Raw genomic sequence first — 19,814 nt, forward strand, 5'->3', positions numbered from 1 at the left:
TCCTCATGCGGCCGGCCGCCCGTCCACGAGCATCCACTGCGGCCCGAGATGGGCCAGCGTGAACGTCCACTCCGCATCGGTACCGGCGGGCGGCGTGGCGACCTGTCCCCGTAACCGGGCGGTCCTCCCGTCGAGATAGCGAAAGCTGCCGAGGTCGAATGTGATGGACCCCAGCGAGGCCAGCTGCCCGGCCGCGGCCGGTTCCAGCGCCTGTCCCGGCGGCACGGCCAGCGCGCGGCGGAGTTGCGCTTCGTCACCGGAGGTCAGTTGCTTCGACAACGCCGTCGCACGGGCACTGTCGAGCGGCGCCGCGCTGGCCGCCACGCTCGGGACCGCGACCGGCTTGCCGGCGGTCACGTGGTCGTCGCGCAGAAGCCCTCACCCCACGACGGCGGCCGCCGCGACCACCACCACGCCGCCCCCGGCGAGTCCTTCGGCTCCGAATGCCACCGCGTCTCCGAACTGTCAGACGATCCCGTCCGGTCCGACGCCAACGTTCCGCTTGCTGGCATGAATCGGCCCAACGACCGGCGGCCCACTCCGCCCGCGCTACTCGCCTCTGACGTTCAGTGCTCGCCCGCCGCCCATTCGGCCGAACCCGTTCGGTTCCCGCCCAGCTCGGATCCGCTGCGCGACGAGAAGTCCCACGTCCAGAACCCGAGCGGGAGGTTTTCGGTTTCCTGGGCCGACTGTTCCAGGTTGGCGGCGACAGGGAGGAGGGCGATCGCCGCCGGGTCGCCGGAGTCGGCCAGCTGGCGCATGACCGCGGACTGGCGGCGGGCCCGGGTGACGATGACGGCGCCGAAGGATGAGCGGTCGCCCTCGTAGCCGTAGGCGTCCAGCAGGAGGTGCAGGCGGCGTGAGCGGTCGGCGTCCCCAGGCCGGCCACGGAACCCGGCCGCCGATCACCTCGCCGGGCAGGTACCCGAGGATTTCGCGGCCCTCGCCGTCGAAGCCGAGGGCCCGTGGGGCACCCTCGAAGCCCACGCTTTCCAAGTGGCGCAGCAGCGCGTGCACGGTCGCCGTCCACGGCGACGCTCGCTTGTGGACTGCGTCACCGACGCGGGTCGCGCCGACGGTGTTGCCGCCCGGGAGAACTTCCTCGTTCACCGTTGTTTTCCATCGGATTCCGGGCCGGGGCGACACCGAATTCCGGCCCTTGTGGATCAGTCAGACCACCGTGACAGATCTAGGACAGATCAAGCTTATAGATGCATCTGCATGTTTCGCTCCCGGAGGTCATCTCACGGGGAGGTCATCGAACATGTCGTATGCGCGTCGTTTCGCGCGGGCCCGCTGGCTGGCGGGCTTCAGCGCCTTTCTTCTGGTCGGAACACTGGCGCCGCCGGCGTCGGTGCCGGCCCTCGCCGATCCCGGCGACGTTCCTCAGGTCACCGCGGGACAGGGGCCGCAGCAGCGCGGAGTCCCGGCCGGCGCCGCCGGCGAGGTCGCCCTGGCCGAGAATGAGCGGCCTCCGGTCGTACCGCCGCTGGTCGAAGCCGGCGGCAAAGCCGAGAGAATAGGCAAGGCCGCACTCGCCCGGGCCGCTGCGGCGGCGCCGGGCGAAGCTTTTGTGGATGTGTTGCTGCGGCCCGGATTCGTGGTCGGCGACACCTCGCTCGTCACCTACTTCAACCTCAAGGACCAAGGGTTCGACTCGTGGCGGGTCGACCTGTACGACACCGAGTCGCAGACCAAGCAGGAATCGGCGGTGCTCGGCCGCGACAAGCTCGGCAACGACGGCTGCGGCGAGCTGCGCAGCTACTGCAAGTCGCTGGGCGCCGAGGAGGGCTGGCAGCTCGACGCGACGAAGAGCTACTTCGTCACCATCACGGGGCTCTACCCGGACGGCGAGGTGCCGTCGGCCAACTCGGAGAACGCGCAACCGCGGACGACCATCGACCCGCCCGCCATCCCGGACCGGCAGGCCGCCGGTTGCGGGTGCTCGGCCGCGCTGGGCATGACCAACGCCAGCCAGGCGGTGCGCGCGATCGGCGTCAACACCGGCACCGGCGGGTTCACCCTCACCGAGGGCGACCTGTCGATGGTCTCGTTCGGCGTCCCGTTCGGCTCGACCCGCGGGTACTCGTCCCTCAACACCGGCGCCTCGGCCTTCGGGCCGGGCTGGGCCTGGGTGTACGACCTGAAGGTCACCCCGGTCGACGGTGGTGTCCTGGTCCGCGCCGAGGACGGTTCGGACACGGTGTTCAAGGCCGACGGCGCCGGATACGTACGGCCGCCGGGTGTGCGGTCGACGCTGCGCCGGGCCGGCGACGGCTGGGAGCTGGTGACCCGCGAGAACATCGTGTTCGCCTTCGACGCCCAGGGCCGGCTCACCTCGATCCTCAACCCGCGTCAGGTGGGCCTGCGGTTCGCGCACGCCGACACCGGCATCACGGTCACCGACGCCTCCGGGCGCAAGGCCGTGGCCAAGACGGCCGGCGGGCTGATCCAGTCGATCACGCTGCCGGACGGGCGTAAGACCCAGTACTTCTACACCGACGGCTTGCTGACCAAGGTGATCGACGCCGCCGGCCAGATCTGGCAGTACCGGTACAACGCCGCCCGCCTGCTCACCCAGGCCGTCGACCCGCGCAAGGTGGTGACGTTCACCAACGAGTACGGCGCCACCGGCCGGGTCACCCGGCAGCTGGACGCGCTGGGCGCGGCCACGACGTTCGAGTGGAACGCGGCCAAGCAGGAGGCGAAGACCACCGACGCCGACAACGTGGTCGTCTGGGACGGCTACAAGGGCAACGTGCTGCTGCACTCGCAGCGCGGCAACGGCGACACCAACAATCACCGGTACGACTCGACGCTGAACCGCAACCTGGTCGTCAACGGCAACCAGAACCAGCACGAGTCGCAGTACGACGCGGCCGGCAACCTGATCGAGCAGTTCGCGCCGGGCCGGAAATTCAGCACCAAGACCCAGTACGACGCCCGCAACAACCCGACCACCCACGTCGACGCCGACGGGCAGACGTGGAAGGACGAGTACAACCAGTTCGACGAGCTCATCAAGAGCACCGACCCCGAGAACCACTCGATCACCTACACGTACGACGACCGGGGCCGGCCGCTGACCGTCACCGACCGGCTGGGCAAGGTCTCCAAGCTGGAGAACATCCCGAACGGTGAAGTGAACGCCGGTCTGACCAAGGCCACCGTCTCGCCCGAGGGCCGGCGGATGGAGTACGGCTACGACAAGGTCGGCCGCAAGGTCACGGAGACCGATCCGCGGGGCACCGTGGCCGGCGCCAAGCGGGAGAACTACACCACCCGCTCGGTCTACGACGAGCTCGACCGCATGGTCGCCGTCTACCAGCCGTCCAAGAAGAACCCGGAGATCAGCGAGTACGACGCGGCCGGCCGGCTGAAGAAGTCGACGACGGCGGGCGGGGTGTCCACCTCGTACACCTACTTCGACAACGGCCTGCCCAAGGCGACCTTCGAGGCGCGCCGCACGCTGCTCTACACGTACACGCCGGCCGGCCGGCGGGCCACGGCCGCGATCGACATGAAGCACGAGGCCGACCTGGTCACGAGCTGGACGTACAACGTCAAGGGCCTGGTCGAGTCGGTCACCTCGCCGCGCGGCAACGTGCCCGGGGCGACCAAGGCCGACTTCACCACGAGCTACAAGTACGACCACAACGACAACCTGATCCAGATGCGCCGGCCGTACCCGAACGGCCAGGTGGTCGTGAAGGACTTCAAGGTCGACGACCTCGATCGCAGCGTCGAGACGGTCGACGAGTTCGGCAAGTCCTCGACGTCGCAGCGGGCCAACAGTGGCCTGGTCACCGGCACCAGGGACAGCCTGGGCCGGACCGCGGCGATGGAGTACGACAAGACGGGCCGGCAGACCGGCATCACGGACTCGGGCGGGGCGCGGACCAAGACCGAGTACGACGCGGCCGGCCACAAGATCAAGGAGATCTCGCCGACCGGCGGCATCACCACGTTCACGTACACCGACGACGGTCTGATGGCCTCGGTCACCGAGCCGCGCGGCAACGTCGAGGGGGCCGACAAAGAGCGGTTCACCTCGCATTTCGAGTACGACCTGGCCGGCAACCCGGTCAAGAGCGTCGACGCGCTGGACAACGTCAGCACGACGAAGTTCGACGCGCTGAACCGGACGGTCTCCACCACCGACGCCAACGGTCACGTCACCCGCTACACCTACAACGACGACGACCAGCCGCGGACGGTCACCGCGCCGAACGCCGAGTTCGACTCGGACGATCCGGAAGAGGACTCGACTCTCTACCGGTACGGCGAGGACGGCGCGCTGTCCTCGATCACCGACCCCAAGGGCAACACGACCTCGGTCTACTACGACGAGGCGGGGCGGCTGCTGCGCACCAGCGACCCGATCGGGCGCAGCACGTACGCGAAGTACGACGCCGACGGCAACCGGATCCAGACGCTGACCGTCGGGGACGACGACGACCTCGACGACCTCAGCCCGGCCGAGATCGCCCAGCGGACCATCGTCGACGAGTACGACATCGTCAACCGCCTGGCCAAGCGCACGCTCGGCACCGGCGGCCCGGTCTACCAGTGGGGCTACGACGCCAAGGACCGGACCACCTCCTACGGTGACCCGACCGGCGTCCGCTCGGTCGTCTACGACGACGAGGACCAGATCAAGTCGGTCACCCGCAAGGAGGCCGGCCGCGCCGACGAGACCTTCTCGTACGACTACGACGCGCGCGGCAACATCAAGAGCCGGCAGTACCCGGACGGCACCACGGTGGCGTACGACTACGACGCGGCCAGCCGGATCACCAAGCAGACCGCGGCCGGCGCCACCTGGTCCTTCGGCTACGACGTGGCCGGCCGGCGGACCACCACCACGCTGCCCGGCGCGACCGGCCTGGCCGAGAAGCGGGTCTACGACGACGCGGGCCGGCTCACCTCGATCGGCACCGAGCGCACCGGGGCGGCCGTGCCCGGCGTACAGGACCCGGTCTCCAAGTACGACCTGACGCTGGACAAGGTCGGCAACCCGAGCCGGGTGGTCACCACCCGCGGCGGGGTCGCCGAGTCGGTCGCCTACAGCTACGACGAGGCGGACCAGGTCCTCTCGGCCTGCTACGGCGTGGCGTCCTGCACCGACAAGACGGTCAAGCCGGTCGGCCGGATCGACTACCGGTACGACCTGAACGGCAACCGCACCAAGCAGGTCCGCACCGGCACGGCCGGCAACGACGAGACCGAGTACGAGTACGACGACGCCGACCAGCTCACCGAGGAGGAGGTCGAGGGCCCGTCGCACGAGCGGGAGACCGAGTACCGGTACGACGACCGCGGCAACCAGATCAAGGCCGGTGGCGACAAGTTCGAGTACAACCTCGACAACAGCCTGGCCAAGGCCACACTGGCGTCGGGGCAGTCGACCACGTTCACCTACGACGCGAGCGGGCTGCGGCAGTCCTCGACGTCGGCCTTCAAGCAGCAGACCTCGACGCAGCGCTGGTCGTGGGACGTGGCCGGCACGCTGCCGCAGATCGCCATCGACACCGTCGAGCAGGGCGGCGCGGTCACCGAGAAGCGCGGCTTCACGTACGGGCCCGACGACGAGCCCCTGGCGCTGCTCGACCCGGCGAGCGGGGTCCACGCGTACACCCACGACTGGCTGGGCGGCACGGCGAACCTGCTGGCGCCGAACGGCACGCTGGAGAAGGGATACGACTACGACCCGTTCGGCAAGCCGCGGGTCGGCCCCACCCTGGCCGGGCAGCAGCTGCCGGGCGAGAGCATCGAGAACCCGCTGCAGTACGCCGGCGCCTACCAGGACAACACCTCGGGCGACGGCAACTACTTCCTGCGGGCCCGTAACTACAACCCGGGCACCGGCCGGTTCGACAGCCGGGACCCGATGCCCACCGGGCCGGGCGCCGGCTCGGCCTACACGTACGCCGCGAACAACCCGGTGGCGTACAGCGACCCGACCGGTCTGGTGCCGGACGCCGGGCCCACCACCACGTCGGCGACGCCGGCGGCCGCACAGGGCCCGTCGCCGGAGGATCTGGCCAAGGCCAACCAGCTGCAGTCCAAGAGCACGCTCGACGTGATCCTGGAGGCCGGCGGGCAGATCCTGATGGAGTTCCTCGGGATCAACGACATCCTCAACTGCCTCAAGGGCGACCTGGTCGCCTGCGTCTCGATGGTCGTCGGGGCGCTGCCCTGGGGCAAGATCTTCAAGGCCAAGAAGATCGCCGAGGCGATCTACAAGGCCGGCAAGGCCGTGGTCACCTTCTTCCAGGAACTGAAGTGGGCCAAGGCGATCATCAAGGGCGCCGAGGACGCGGCCAAGGCGGCCAAGGAAGCGGCGGCGGCAGCGGCCAAGGCGGCGGCCGACAAGGCGGCGGCGGCCAAGGCGGCGGCCGAGAGAGCGGCCAAGAAGGCGGCGGCCGAAGCCCAGGCCAAGGCGAAAGCCCTGGCCGCCAAGGCGAAGGCCAAGACGAAGAAGGACGCGGGCGACGGGGCCTCCTGCCCGATCCCGGTCCGGCACAGCTTCGTCGCCGGCACCACGGTGCTGTTGGCCGACGGCACCAGCAAGCCGATCGAGGAGGTGGAGCCGGGCGACACCGTCCAGGCGACCGACCCGGAGACCGGTGAGACGGGTGACCGGCAGGTCACGCACACCATCCGCACCGACGACGACAAGGAGTTCGTCGACGTCACGGTGGCCGACGCCGGCGAGGACGGCGCCGACCACACGATCACCACGACCGAGCACCACCCGTTCTGGTCTCAGACCCGCCAGAAGTGGGTGGACGCGGGCGACCTGCGCGAGGGCGAGCTCCTGCGCACGTCGGCCGGCACGTACGTCCAGGTCTCGGCGGTCCGGTCGTACGAGCACCGGGAGATCACGTACGACCTCACCGTCGACGGCCTGCACACATACTACGCGGTAGCCGGCGAAACCCCCGTACTCGTCCACAACAACAACTGCGGAAACGCCAGCCCCAACGCCCGGGACCACGTCGAATGGGTCGGCGAGGGACCGGACATGCGTACCGGCCCGCGGGCCCGGCCGGCGCAGCAGAGGGCGTACGAATACGAGTCGGGGGTGTCGGGTGCCCGCTCGGACATCGCCACCGGCCGGGCGCAGGTGCCCCGCCTGTCGATGCCCGGACGGGACGGAGACGTCACGGCGAAGTTCGACGGCATCGACGGCAACGAGGTCATCGACCGCAAGAACGGTGTTCTCCCGTGGACGTCGGACTCTATGATCGACGAGGCCAGGCGCCAGGCGGGAACGTCCGCATATCACGGACTGCAGGCGGTCTGGGAAGTTCCCAACGCCAACGTGATGGCTCAGGCCCAGCGATGGCTCAGCGACGCCGGCGTCTCCAACATCAATGTGAGGATAGCCCCGTAATGAACGTCGATCCCATCATTCTGGCCATGGTGAGCTGCGTGCAGATGCTCGACACCGCGGAGCCGGACGAAGTCGATTCGAGCTTCGCCGTGAAGGTGCAAGAGGTGATGGGGGAGTACCTGACGGAGATCGATCGCTCCGACGAGCCGGAGTTGCGGGCCACGCTGCTCCGGCTGGCGGGAGAGGTCTCCGCCCGGGAACCTGAGATCGCGAAGCATCTGACGCGGTGGGCCAGGAACCTCAGCGATTCCTGACGATCCGTGATGGGGGATTTATCGGCGCCCTTCCCGTTCCGGCGGGAAGGGCGCCTCTCGCGCATCGTGAACTGTTAGCACCCACCTCACATCGGCCCCGCGAGACTGACCCGGCGTCGTCCAGCGTGGACCGTGAGTGAGGAAGGTGGTCGCCATGCGCGTACATACTCTGCTGGCCGCCGTCGTGGCCGGGGCGCTGATCGCGCCGGCCGGGGCGCAGGCCGCGATCCGGAAACCGAGTCTCGACACCTCGTTCGCCCTGACCGGGGTGGCCTACGACGACTTCGGGCCGGGGGACGAGATCACCGCCCTGGCGGTGCAGCCGGACGGGAAGATCATCGCGATGTCGCCCGGTAACGCCGACTTCAACCTGCTGCGCCTGACGCCCGACGGCTTTCCCGACCCGTCCTTCGGCGTCTGGGGGCGGGTCAGCACCGATGTCGAGTCCAGCGGTTACTGGAACTATCCGTCGGCGCTCGCCCTGCTGGCGGACGGGCGGATCGTCGTGGGTGGCTCCGTCAGTCCCGAGGGTCATCAGCTTCCCCTGCTGGTGACGTACGCCGGTGACGGCACCGTGCTGAGCACGATCCGGCCCGACCTGGGGCAGGGCGTGACCGATGCCCGGGTGACCGGGCTGTCGGCGCTGGCCGGCGGCAAGCTGCTCGTCGCGTTCGACGCGGCCACCGAGGACGGCAGCGCCCCGCCCGTGCTCACCCGGCTGCTGCCGGACGGCACGCCCGACGCCACGTTCGGCACCGGCGGGGTGGTGCGGGCCGACGTCGGCGAGCGCGACTTCGACCAGGTGAACGGCATGGCTGTCGCCCCGGACGGCCGCATCGTGGTGAGCGGCTCGACCATGTGGTGGAGCACCCTGCCCGAGCCCACCGGCGACATCATGCTGGCCCGGTTCACCCCGAACGGCGCCCTCGACCCCTCCTTCGGCAACGGCGGCCGGGTGACCCGCGACATCACCGGGCCGCAGGGCATCGACGGCGGTGGCGGGCCGACGGTCACCGCCGACGGGCGCGTCCTGGTGACCGCGTGGACGCAGAAGGACGACACCCGGCGTACAGCCCTGCTGCGTTTCCTGCCGAACGGCCGCCCCGACCGCAGCTTCGACCGCGACGGCCTCGTGACCACCGCCTTCGGCCGGCTCAACTCACCGGTCGTCGGCGCCGGCGGCCGCATCACGGTCACCGGTGAACAGAACGACGACGTCCTGCTCGCCGAGTTCCGCGCGGACGGCCGGCTGCTCTGGTCGGACACCACCGACGTCGACGGCGGCCGAGAGCGCGGCAGCACACTGGTGGCCCAGCCCGACGGAAAACTCCTCGTCGGCGGCCTGGGCCAGACGGAGTCGGTGGCGGTCTTCCGCTTCAACCGATGAGTTCCCCCGCTCAGCCTTTCCGGACGGACGCTCTTCATGTGGTGTACGGGGTGTCAGACCGCGGCGGCGAGTGAGAGCCCGAAGCGGCCCTCGGGGTCGGTCCACCACTGGTCGAGGCTGAAGCCGGCCTCGGCCAGTTCCTTCGCGACGCCCTCGCGGCGGAACTTGGCGGAGATCTCGGTGCGGATCTCCTCGCCCGTAGCCAGCTCGACGACCAGGCCGACGGCCGGGATGGTGACCCGCATCGGCCAGCGGGCCCGCAGGCGCATCTCGATCCACTCGTTGCGGTCGTCCCACAGCGCCTGGTGGGAGAAGGCGTCGACGTCGAAGTCGGCCCCGAGCGAACCGTTTATCACCCGCAGCACGTTCCGGTTGAACTCGGCCGTCACACCCTGGGCGTCGTCGTAGGCCGGCACCAGCACCCGCGGGCTCTTGACCAGGTCGGTGCCGAGCAGCAGATGTTCACCGGGACGCAGCACCTCGCGGATCGCGGTCAGGAACTTGGCCCGCTCGGCCGGTTCGAGGTTGCCGATGGTGCCGCCGAGGAAGGCGACCAGCCGGTCGGGGCCGTCCGGCAGATGGCCGAGGTGACGGCCGAAGTCACCGACGACGTTGTGCACCCGCAGCGACGGGTAGTCGGCCCCGATGCGGGTGGCCGCGGCGTCCAGGGCGGAGGCCGAGATGTCCATGGCCACGTACGTCTCGAGCGCGGCGAGCGCGTCGATCAGCAGCCGCGTCTTGGTGGAATAGCCGGAGCCGAGCTCGATCAGGGTCCGTACGGCGGGCAGGTCGCCGCCGTGGGCGGCGAGGATGCCGCGCTCGGCCCGGTACGGGTAGTACTCCGGCAGCTCGGTGATCTGCTCGAAGAGTTCGCTGCCCCGGGCGTCGTAGAACCATTTGGGCGGCAGCCACTTCGGGGCGGCGGTCAGCCCGGCCACCACGTCGGCGCGCAGCGAGCGTTCCACGTAGGCGTCGTCCAGGTACACATCGGTGGTCGTCATGGCGCTCCCAGGGGGGTGAGGACGAGGTCGCCGGCGGTGGCGACGAGCAGGTGACGGTCGGGCACGGCCCGCCATTGCGGCGAGTCGTCGAGCGGCTCCGAGCTGACCAGCACGCCGTCGCCGCGCCGAACGGACAGCGAATGACCGACGGTGGTGGCCACGATGGTCACGCCGTCGGTGAGCAGCAGGTTGAGCCGGGACCCGGGCGCCACCGCCTCGACGTCGGCCACGGTCGCGGCGACCGCCTCGGCCGGGGACGAGGACCGCAGACGGTCGCGCACCAGGGCCCACAGCAGCGCCGCGTCGGTCGGGGCTTCGAGGGTGAGCAGGTCGATGGCCGGCAGCGCGGCGGCGAGCTTGGCCACCGAGCCGGGCCAGCCGGCCACCTTGCCGTTGTGGCTGAACAGCCAGGGTCCGCTGCCGAAGGGCGCCGCCGCCGTCTCCACCACCGGCATGCCCTCGGTCGCGCTGCGCACGGCGGCCAGCATCCCGGTCACCGTCAGCGACGCCGCGAGCGAGGGCAGGGTGGTGTCGCTCCAGAGCGGAGTGGCCCGCCGGTAGCGGACCGGGCCGGGGAACCAGCCGACGCCGAAGCCGTCGGCGTTGATGGTGCCGCCGCCTCGCATGTCGCGGGGGGCCCACGACTGGTGGGCCAGCGAGTGCGGCGGGTCGAAGAGCAGCCGGGCCGGCGGGATCGCCGGCCCGGCGTAGGCCAGGTGACGGCACATCAGGCGTCCCGAGCCGCGTCCGGGGAGGCGTCGCGGGCCAGGCGGAAGCCGCTGAAGATCTGGCGGCGGATGGGGTAGTCCCAGTTGCGGAACGTGCCCCGGATGGCCGACCGGTCGGTGCCGAACGAGCCGCCGCGCAGCGTCTTGTAGTCGGGGCCGAAGAAGACCTCGGAATACTCGCGGTACGGGAACGGGGCGAACCCGGGATAGCCCGCGAAGTCGGTCGAGGTCCACTCCCACACGTCGCCGATGAGCTGGTGGACGCCGAGCGGGGACGCGCCGTCGGGGAACGCGCCGGCCGCCGCCGGCCGCAGGTGCTGCTGGCCGAGGTTGGCGTGCCGGTTGTCCGGGGTCTCGTCGCCCCAGGGGAAGCGCCGGGACCGGCCGGTCGCCGGGTCGTAGCGGGCCGCTTTCTCCCATTCGGCCTCGGTCGGCAGCCGCTTGCCGGCCCACGCCGCGTACGCCTCGGCCTCGTGATAGCAGACGTGCACGACCGGCTCGCCGGCGACGATCGGGGCCGTGCGGCCGAACGACGTGGCCACCCAGCCGTCGCCGTCGCGACGCCAGTGCAGCGGCGCGGTCAGCCCGGCCGCCTGGCGATGGTCCCACCCGGCCGGGCTCCACCAGCGCGGATCGTCGTAGCCGCCGGCCGCGATGAACGCCGCGTACTGGGCGTTGGTCACCGCGGCCCGGTCGATGTAGTAGGCGGGGACGTCGATCCGGTGGGCCGGCCGCTCGTTGTCGAGCGCCCACGCCTCGGTGTCGGTGCCCATGTCGAACGGGCCGCCCGGCACCAGCACCTCACCCGTGACCGGCGAGGAGACGGCCGGCGGCGGGGGAGCGGTCAGGACCGGAGCGCCCACCCGCAGCTGGTGGGTGGCGAGCATGGTCTCGTCGTGCTGCTGCTCGTGCTGCACGATCATGCCGAAGGCGAAGCCGTCGACGGTCAGCCGGCGGCCCTCCAAGCGGGCCGCCTCGAGCACGTCGAGCGCCTTGTCGCGCACCTGCGCCACGTACCGCCGGGCCTCGGCCGGGCTGAGCAGCGGCAGGGCGGGACGGTCGGCCCGGGTGTGCTTGAACGCGTCGTACAGCTCGTCGATGTCGGGGCGCACCGGCTCGCGGCCGCCGACGTCGCGTACGAGCCACAGCTCCTCCTGGCTGCCGACGTGGGCCAGGTCCCAGACCAGGGGCGACATCAGCGCGGAGTGCTGCCGGATCAGGTCGCCGTCGTCGACGGCCTCGGTCAGCAGGGTGGTGCGCTCACGGGCGCGGATCATGTCGGCGGCCACGCGGTCGCGCAGCCGTTCGGTCTCGATGGTCATGTCAAAGCCTCCTGGAGCCGCGAAGCGGACTCGACGACATGCGGGTCCAGGCCCGAGCCGCCGAGACGGCGGCAGGCCCGGTCGAGCAGGGCGGCGGCGGCACGCCGCAGGGCGGGGTCGGCGACGCCGAGACGCGCGGCCTCGGTCCAGCGGCCGGCGGTGGAGGCCGCCAGGTCGAGGGTGTCGCCCGGGTCGTCCATGAGCGCGGCGATGACGGCGACCGGCACGATCCAGTCGCCGCCGGGCTGCGCGTCGAGGTAGCGCACCTCGAGGTAGCCGCGCGGCCGCACGGGCGGGAAGAGCAGGCTGAGGTGGTAGTCGACGTCGTCGTGGGTCGGCTGCCACGGCAGCGCGCCCCGCGCCCAGTCGCGCAGGGTCAGGCCCCGGGGCGCGTCCCAGCAGTCGCCGTCGCGGCGTACGCAGGTCAGCGGCGCGTCGAGAGCGTAGCGGGCCCAGTCGCCGGCCGGGTCGTCGCCGAAGGCCGGTACCGGATGGGTGAGCCGGGGGTCCATCGCCCACCAGGCCGCCATGCGGGCCGAGGCGAGCCCGGTGTCACGCCCGGCGTGCCGCCGGGAGTTGGCGAACGCGGCCACCATCGCCGGGCCGATGGCGGAGACGGCCGCCCACCGCAGGGAGTCCAGACCGGGGTCGAGGCAGACCTGGAGCCCGGCCGTGCCGCACATCATGACCCGCCCGTCCGGGCCGCGGGTGTCGAAGGCCTGCTCCATCGCGTCGTAGCGCGGGGTCCGCACCAGCCGCCGGGGCTCGCGGTAGGGATCGGTGCCGTGCTCTCCGAGGGAGAGGCCGGACTCGGCGAGCAGTTCGGTCAGGAACGCCGTGTCGGTGTTCACCGCGGCGTGCAGCGCGGGAAGGGAGGTGGCGGGGGCGGAGGAGATCTCGACCTGGCCGCCGGGCTCGACGGTCACCGCGCCGCCCGCGGGAAGCGGGTCGGGTGGGACGGACGAGCCGAGGGTTTCCGGCGTGTAGCGGCCCAGGGCGTCGCGGATCTCGGTCGGGGTCAGCGGCGCCGAGGGCGCCACGGTGTGATGCAGGGTCCATTCCAGCTCGGCGCCGATGTAGGTGGGCGGGCCGGTCTTGAAGCAGATGGCGCGGATCCGCGCCTCCACCTCGTCCTGGGTGCGCAGCACGGTTGCTGTCACGGCGCGCGTGGTTTCGGTCATGACCCGACGCTAAGGCCGGGGTCCGACACTTTCCCGCGACGGATCCCACATGACCTTGGATGAACCCGCGCCGACCTGGGCAATCTCCTCGAAGTGATCTGGCTCACAGGTGGAGTTAAGGCGCATTTAAGGCGGTGAGCTGCGAAAACAGAATTTCTGAACCCTTCGATGCCGGTCTTCGTACTGAGGTGCGGCCACCTCTCACGAACAAGGAGCCGTCATGGCGGGGACCGGAATCGACACCTCGATCCTGCACCAGGGCGCGCACAGCGCGTCCTACTTCGATCTCGCGCGCACCGCGGGCGAGGGCGTGGAGATCGTGGACTTCTGCATCCCCTGCAACCCGTACTTCCCGACTCCCGAGATGTTCGACGAGCTCAGCCGCGACCTGAAGAACATCCTGAAGTACTACCCGAGCGACTCCACCAGCATCACCAAGAAGCTGTGCAGCGTCCTCGGCCTCCATCCGCAGACGGTCGCCATGGCCAACGGCTCGACCGAGCTGATCACCTGGATCGACCACCTGCTGATCAAGGAGAGCGTGGCCATTCCGATCCCGACCTTCGGCCGCTGGACCGACCAGCCGCTCGAGACGGGCAAGCGGGTGGACATGTTCCCGCTCCAGGAGCGCGACGGCTTCCGGCTCAACCTCGACGACTACGTGCGCTTCATCCGCGACCGCGGCTCCCGCGTGGCCGTGGTCTGCAACGTCAACAACCCGGACGGCTGCTACCTGCCGCGCCGCGACGTCATCCGCTTCATGGACATGCTGGGCGACCTCGACCTGGTGGTCATCGACGAGTCGTTCATCGACTTCTCCGACATGGAGCAGTACCCGTCGGTCGGTCCCGACGCGGTGATCCGCCCCAACACGGTGGTGCTCAAGAGCCTGGGCAAGAACTTCGGCCTGCACGGCATCCGCTTCGGCTATCTGATGGCCAACCCCTCGATCGCCGGCAAGATCGGCAAGGCGCTGCCCAAGTGGAACCTCAACTCGCTGGCCGAGAAGGTGGTCTCCATGATCCAGGATCATGAGGAGGAGTACGAGGACAGCCTGCGCCTGCTCAGCCGCGACCGCCGGGCCATGGCCGGCGAGCTGGCCCGCGTTCCGGGCCTCACGGTCTTCCCCTCGCAGGGCAACTTCATCCTGGTCAAGTTGCCCACCGAGTGGTCCGGGGTGGCGCTGCGCGACTACCTGGTGGCCAATCACGGCGTCTACACCCGCGAGTGCGGCAACAAGCTCGGCATGACCAGCCAGTTCATGCGCCTGGTGGTCCGCCCGGCCCGCGACGTCGACCGGCTCATCGACGGGATGATGGACTACGGCCGCCAGTTCCGGGTGCGCGACACCAGCTGGTCGAGCGGCCTCGACGACGCCCCCAGCAACCTCATCCAGTACCCGTCGCACCGCTCGGGCGGCGAATACACCGCCCGCCGGGCCGCCAACGCGTAGCGGTCATATATGCGTCACCGGCCTTTCGCCGGGTGGTGACCCTCGTGACAGGGTGGCGGTCGAGATTGGACGCGTCCCACTCGACGTCGAGGAGTCGTATGCTGACCCGCCGCCACGTCCTGTCCGGAGCCGCCGCGGCGGCCGGGCTCGCCGCCCTGCCGCCCGCGTCCGCCGATGCGTCGCGGGCCGCCGACCTGTTCCCGCTCGGCGTGGCCAGCGGCGACCCCTTGCCGAACGCCGTGATCCTCTGGACGCGCCTGGTCCACGCCCGGCTTCACAAGCACGTCGAAGTGGAATGGCAGATCGCCCACGACGAGCGCTTCCGCCGCGTCGCCCGGCAGGGCCGCACGATCGCCCGGCCCGAGCTCGCCCACTCCGTGCACGTCGACGCGCGCGGGCTCGACGCCGGCCGGGAGTACTTCTACCGTTTCCGCGCGCTGGGCCGGATCAGCCCCGTCGGGCGGACCAGGACGGCCGGGCGTGGTCACAGCCTGCGCCTCGGCATCGTGAACTGCCAGGACTTCCAGAACGGCTACTGGCCGGCCTACCTCGGCCTGGCCGCCGAGGACCTCGACGTCGTGGTCCATCTGGGCGACTACATCTACGAGTACGACCCGAGCAGCCGCTTCGCCGACCGCCGGCACACCGCGCCGCAGACCGCCGGCCTCGACCAACTGGTCACGCTCGACGACTACCGGGCCCGGCACGCCCAGTACAAGAGCGACCCGGCCCTGCAAGCCGCGCACGCCGCCTTCCCGTGGATCGTCACCTGGGACGACCACGAGACCGAGAACAACTACGCCGGTCTGATCGACGAGATCGACGACACCGGCGCCGAGCACCAGACCGTGGCCCAGTTCGCCCGGCAGCGTGCCGCCGCCTACCAGGCCTACTACGAGCACATGCCGATCCGGGCCGACCTGCGCCCGGGCAGCACCGACCTGCGCATCTTCCGCCGCTTCGACTTCGGCCGGCTGCTGCGGCTCAACGTGCTCGACACCCGGCAGTACCGCACCGACCAGCCCGGCGGCTTCCCCGGCGACTTCGGCCTGGCCGAGGCCGGCCTGGCCAACGCCACCGGCTCGCTCACCGGCGAGGCCCAGGAGCGCTGGCTGCGGGCCGGGCTCGACCACTCGCCGGCCCGCTGGAACGTGGTCGCCCAGCAGGTCATGATGAGCCGGATCAAGTTCCCCAACCCGACCGGCGCCCCGGTCCCGCCGATCGTGGCCAACCTCGACCAGTGGGACGGCTACGCCCCGCAGCGCACCCGGTTCCTCAAGCACCTGGCCGCCGCGAAGGTCGCCAACCCGGTCATCCTGGCCGGTGACATCCACTCGACCTGGTTCAGCGAGCTGCGCACCGACTTCGACAAGCCGGAGCAGCGGCCGGTCGCCGTCGAGTTCACCGCCACCTCGATCAGCTCGGACTTCCCGATCGCCTTCGACGGCCCGCTCAAGGCGGTCAACCCGGCCCTCAACCCGCACGTCAAGTACTTCGACGGGTCGCGGCGCGGCTATCTGCGCTGCGTGGTCAACCCTTCGGTGTGGCACACCGACGTGCGTACCGTGGAGACGATCGACGTCCCGGACGCGCCGGTGAGCACCAGCGCCTCGTACGCGGTGGAATCGGGGAGCTCGGTGCTGACCCGATAGGGTCGGCCCTGATGCGTACGAAAGAGCAGCTGACCGAGGCCATCCGCGGCGAGCGCCGGGCGGTGCTGGTCGTCAACGCGCACTCCCGGCGTGGGCGGCAGCTCTACGAGGGCGCCCGCTCGCGGCTCACCGAGGCCGGTTTCACGCTGCTCAAGGCCTATCCGGTGGACCGGCCGCGGGAACTGCCGGAGATCCTGGCCGAGGCGATCGGGCTCGGGCCCGACCTGCTGGTGGCGGGCGGCGGCGACGGCACGATCAGCACGGCGGCCCGGCTGCTGGCCCACCGCGACATCGCCCTGGGCCTGCTTCCGCTGGGCACGACGAACAATTTCGCCCGTACGGCGGGGATCCCGCTCGGCCTCGACGACGCGATCGCGGTCCTCGCCGAGGGCAAGGTGATCGACCTCGACCTGGGCCTGGCCGGCGACCAGGCGTTCACCAACCACGTCGGCGTCGGGCTGTCGGCCGAGGTCATGCTCAAGGCGCCGCCGCTGCTCAAGCGGGTGCTGGGCAAGGTCGCCTACCCGTTGACGGCGCTCGGCCTGCTCACCCGGCATCGCCCGTTGCGCATCACCGTGCGTACCGGGGAACGCAGTCATGTCTTCACCAGTCATCAGGTGTACGTGGCCAACGGCGGGCATCACGCCGGCCGCCCGATCACCGGCGACGCCAACGCCGACGACCGGCTGCTCGTCGCGTACCCCGTCGGTGGCCCGGCCAGGATCGAGCTGGTGCGCGAGACGGCGCGCAACGCCGCGACCGGCCAGCGCCGCAGCCTGCGCGAGGAGCCCTTCCTCGCGGTCGACGAGCTGTGGCTCGAGACCGACCGGCCGGCCCGGGTCGAGGTCGACGGCGAGCCCGGCGGCACCACGCCGCTGCGGATCGGGCTGGCCGCGAACGCGCTTCGGGTGATGGCCCCCCTCGGCGTTCCGGACAAATAAAAAATTCTTTGGTGTACGACTGCACAACAGCGGCCCGGGGGACGTCTTAGTGTTCGTGACCTTCGAGCAATTCGCGATGGCCCGGCTTCCCAGCCTGATGCGGTACGCGGTCGTCCTCACCGGCGACAACGATCTCGCACAGGATGTCGTTCAGGAGGTCCTGGCCCGGGCGCAGGTCCGATGGCGGCGCATCAGCGAGGCGGACTCGCCGGAGGCGTACGTGCGGCGCATGGTGCTCAACGAGTACCTGTCGTGGCGGCGCAGCTGGGCGGTTCGGCACGTGCACGCGGTCGGGGAGCGCCTTGTCGAGATCGACGACGCCCGCAGCATGACGAACGACCATGCCCAGGATGTCGTCGAGGCCGACGCGCTGTGGAACAGGCTGGCCACGCTCGGGCGCAAGCAACGAGCGGTGCTGGTGCTGCGCTACTACGAGCAGCTGGACGACGACTCCATCGCCGATCTGCTCGACTGCACACCCGCCACCGTGCGCAGCCACGCGTCGAGGGCATTGAAATCGCTCCGGCTCTCGGAGCACGCGAACCGGATCCCCGTCGAGGAGAAGTCGTGACTGAGCAGCACGAGGACCAGCTCCGTGTGGTCTTCGAGAAGTATTCGCACCAGACCCCCGACCCGGCCGCCGTCTACGCCCGTGTGGAGGAGCTCGCCGGCAAGTACAAGCGCCGTCGCCGGGGTGCCTACGCCGCCGGTGGCGCCGTGCTCGGCGCCGGCCTGATCGCCGGCGTGCTCAACCTGCCGGCCTTCCTGCCGGGCGACCCGGCCAACACCGGCGGCGCCACGCTCCCGGCCGCCGCTCCGGCCGTGTCCCCCTCGTCCTCCAGCGGCCCCAGCGAGGCCGAGCTCCAGAACTACTACAAGGCTTACTTCGAGGCCGGGTACGGCTACGACGACGCCCTCAGGCTGGCCAAGCTCTGGAAGCTGAACACCGACCCGGGCAACGTCAAGGCCGAGGCCGGCCGCCGCCTGCTGCTGGGCGAGACCCTCCCGATCAAGCCCACGCCCCACCCCGAGGTGAGTGAGCCGTCGAGCGAGGTGATCGACAAGAACCAGAAGCAGTTCGACGCCTTCTTCAACGCCGGCTACACCTGGGACGAGGCCGAGAAACTGGCCAAGCTCTGGAAGCTGGCCGACCCGACCGACGCCAAGATCGAGGCCGGCAAGCGGCTGCTCGCGGGCGAGACGCTGCCGGTGAAGCCGACGCCGGCCAACGTCGAGGCGGCCAAGGAGGCGAAGAACGTCAACGCCTTCTTCGCCAAGGGCTACGACTACGACGACGCGGTGAAGCTGGGCAAGCTGTGGAAGATCTCCACGGGCGACGCCAAGGCCGAGGCCGGCAAGCGGATCCTCGCCGGTCAGACGCTGCCGATCCGGCCGTGACGGCGGAGCTGCGCCGGCGTATCGGCTTCGAGATCGAGCTGATGGCGCCGCGCGGTGCCAGCCGGCGCACGCTCGCCGACGACCTGGCCGCCCGGCACGGCGGCCGGGTCCGCCCGGTCTGGCACTCCGACAGCGAACCGTCACTGGTGCCCGGTCTGGGGCGGTTCCTGCACCTTACGCAGGGTTTCGAGGTGGTGCGGGCCGACGGCACGCTCCTGTGCACGCTGGTCGACGACATCACCCTGCTCGACGGGCTCAACCCGCGCTCGCCGGCGCTGCCCGGCTGGTACCGGGTGCTGAGCGACGAGCCGCGCCTGCTGCGGCTGCTGGCCCGCCAGGCCGATCCCGCCGCCCCGCTCGAACGGGTCCTCGACGCGGCCGGCGAGCTGTGGGGCCGTACGCCGGAGCCGATCGCCGACGTCGTCCGCCTGGACGACGAAACGGGGGCGACGATCGCGCTGGCCGCTCCGCAGGGCGCCGAGCGTGAACGGCCCTGCGAGATCGTCACGCCGCCGCTGGCCCGCGACCACGAGCGAGCGCTCGGCGAACTGCTCGGGCCGGCCCGCGAGCTGGGCTTCACCGTGCCGAACGAGGCGGCCGTCCACCTGCACGTCGACGGCGCCCCGTTCCGCCGGCCGCCGGCCCTGGCCAACGTCGTGCGGCTGTTCGCGCACTGGCGCGAGCCGCTCCGCGAGCTCCTGGGAACCAATCCGGCCTGCCGCCGGCTCGCCCCGCTGCCCGCGTCCCTGGTTGCCGCGGCCGACGGCGTGCCCGGCTTCGACGACCTGGCCAAGGCGGCCGCCGAGGGCGGCCTGACCAAGTACTTCGACGTCAACTTGACCCAGCTCTTCGCCGACCAGCCGATCCGCGACACCGTCGAGATCCGGATCCTGCCCGGAATGATCTCGACCGACGAGATCCTGAACCGGGCGGCGCTGGTCGAGCTGCTGCTGGACCGCTGCGAGGACCCCGAGCCGCTGCCGGTCAGCGCGGTCCCGTCGGTCGAGGACCTGCTGCATTTCGCCGCGGAGGCGCTGGCCGCCCACCGGTGAGACCGTGGTCCCGGGAAGTTCGCACAATCGGCGAACCGGGGCGGGG

The 19,814-nt window shown here is 70.7% G+C and carries 15 protein-coding genes; 9 read left to right on the forward strand and 6 right to left on the reverse strand.

What is annotated here, in order from left to right; translation table 11 throughout:
* Positions 1-3 precede the first annotated feature (3 nt).
* Positions 4-357, reverse strand: a complete 354-nt coding sequence (locus ACGFJ7_RS23015; RefSeq protein WP_392643674.1) for a hypothetical protein — start codon at positions 355-357, stop codon at positions 4-6.
* A 209-nt stretch (positions 358-566) separates the two neighbouring features.
* Positions 567-761 carry a hypothetical protein gene (locus ACGFJ7_RS23020; RefSeq protein WP_392643676.1) on the reverse strand — a complete coding sequence of 65 codons (195 nt, stop codon included), beginning with the start codon at positions 759-761 and terminating at the stop codon, positions 567-569.
* A 503-nt stretch (positions 762-1,264) separates the two neighbouring features.
* Between ACGFJ7_RS23020 and ACGFJ7_RS23025 the strand changes: the two genes are divergently transcribed.
* The 3 genes from ACGFJ7_RS23025 (at position 1,265) to ACGFJ7_RS23035 (ending at position 9,040) form a co-directional block, all read left to right on the forward strand.
* Positions 1,265-7,399, forward strand: coding sequence for a polymorphic toxin-type HINT domain-containing protein (locus ACGFJ7_RS23025; RefSeq protein WP_392643678.1), 6,135 nt, complete (start codon positions 1,265-1,267; stop codon positions 7,397-7,399).
* Complete coding sequence (locus tag ACGFJ7_RS23030) at positions 7,399-7,653, forward strand: hypothetical protein (RefSeq protein ID WP_360256019.1); 255 nt, start codon at positions 7,399-7,401, stop codon at positions 7,651-7,653. Before ACGFJ7_RS23025 ends, ACGFJ7_RS23030 begins: the two co-directional genes overlap by 1 nt.
* 154 nt (positions 7,654-7,807) lie before the next feature.
* A complete protein-coding gene (locus tag ACGFJ7_RS23035; protein ID WP_360256017.1) occupies positions 7,808-9,040 on the forward strand; it encodes a delta-60 repeat domain-containing protein in 1,233 nt (410 codons plus the stop codon).
* Between the two features lie 53 nt (positions 9,041-9,093).
* Here the strand turns inward: ACGFJ7_RS23035 and egtD are convergent, their stop codons facing one another.
* From egtD to egtA, 4 genes are read right to left on the reverse strand one after another with little or no spacing between them, the layout of a single operon-like run.
* Entirely contained in the window at positions 9,094-10,041 is a 948-nt protein-coding gene (gene egtD / locus ACGFJ7_RS23040; protein WP_392643679.1) for an L-histidine N(alpha)-methyltransferase, read from the reverse strand.
* Positions 10,038-10,769, reverse strand: a complete 732-nt coding sequence (egtC, locus tag ACGFJ7_RS23045) for an ergothioneine biosynthesis protein EgtC (protein ID WP_360256012.1) — start codon at positions 10,767-10,769, stop codon at positions 10,038-10,040. Before egtC ends, egtD begins: the two co-directional genes overlap by 4 nt.
* Positions 10,769-12,091 (reverse strand): ergothioneine biosynthesis protein EgtB, encoded by a 1,323-nt coding sequence (gene egtB / locus ACGFJ7_RS23050; protein ID WP_392643681.1) that lies wholly within the window; start codon positions 12,089-12,091, stop codon positions 10,769-10,771. Before egtB ends, egtC begins: the two co-directional genes overlap by 1 nt.
* Entirely contained in the window at positions 12,088-13,272 is a 1,185-nt protein-coding gene (gene egtA / locus ACGFJ7_RS23055) for an ergothioneine biosynthesis glutamate--cysteine ligase EgtA (protein WP_360256007.1), read from the reverse strand. Before egtA ends, egtB begins: the two co-directional genes overlap by 4 nt.
* A gap of 220 nt (positions 13,273-13,492) precedes the next feature.
* Here egtA and ACGFJ7_RS23060 point away from each other — a divergent pair, with 220 nt between their 5' ends.
* The 6 genes from ACGFJ7_RS23060 (at position 13,493) to ACGFJ7_RS23085 (ending at position 19,768) form a co-directional block, all read left to right on the forward strand.
* Complete coding sequence (locus ACGFJ7_RS23060; protein WP_392643683.1) at positions 13,493-14,725, forward strand: pyridoxal phosphate-dependent aminotransferase; 1,233 nt, start codon at positions 13,493-13,495, stop codon at positions 14,723-14,725.
* Positions 14,726-14,823: 98 nt separating this feature from the next.
* Entirely contained in the window at positions 14,824-16,377 is a 1,554-nt protein-coding gene (locus tag ACGFJ7_RS23065; RefSeq protein ID WP_392643685.1) for an alkaline phosphatase D family protein, read from the forward strand.
* Positions 16,378-16,388: 11 nt separating this feature from the next.
* Complete coding sequence (locus ACGFJ7_RS23070; RefSeq protein ID WP_360255998.1) at positions 16,389-17,318, forward strand: diacylglycerol kinase family protein; 930 nt, start codon at positions 16,389-16,391, stop codon at positions 17,316-17,318.
* A 55-nt stretch (positions 17,319-17,373) separates the two neighbouring features.
* Positions 17,374-17,889 carry a SigE family RNA polymerase sigma factor gene (locus ACGFJ7_RS23075; protein ID WP_245923704.1) on the forward strand — a complete coding sequence of 172 codons (516 nt, stop codon included), beginning with the start codon at positions 17,374-17,376 and terminating at the stop codon, positions 17,887-17,889.
* The gene (locus ACGFJ7_RS23080; RefSeq protein ID WP_360255994.1) at positions 17,886-18,716 is read left to right on the forward strand and encodes a hypothetical protein; all 831 of its coding nucleotides are present in this window, start codon (positions 17,886-17,888) and stop codon (positions 18,714-18,716) included. Before ACGFJ7_RS23075 ends, ACGFJ7_RS23080 begins: the two co-directional genes overlap by 4 nt.
* The gene (locus tag ACGFJ7_RS23085) at positions 18,713-19,768 is read left to right on the forward strand and encodes an amidoligase family protein (RefSeq protein WP_392643686.1); all 1,056 of its coding nucleotides are present in this window, start codon (positions 18,713-18,715) and stop codon (positions 19,766-19,768) included. Before ACGFJ7_RS23080 ends, ACGFJ7_RS23085 begins: the two co-directional genes overlap by 4 nt.
* The last annotated feature ends 46 nt before the right edge of the window (positions 19,769-19,814 follow it).

Source organism: Actinoplanes sp. NPDC048988 (assembly GCF_043197815.1).
Lineage (GTDB): Bacteria > Actinomycetota > Actinomycetes > Mycobacteriales > Micromonosporaceae > Actinoplanes.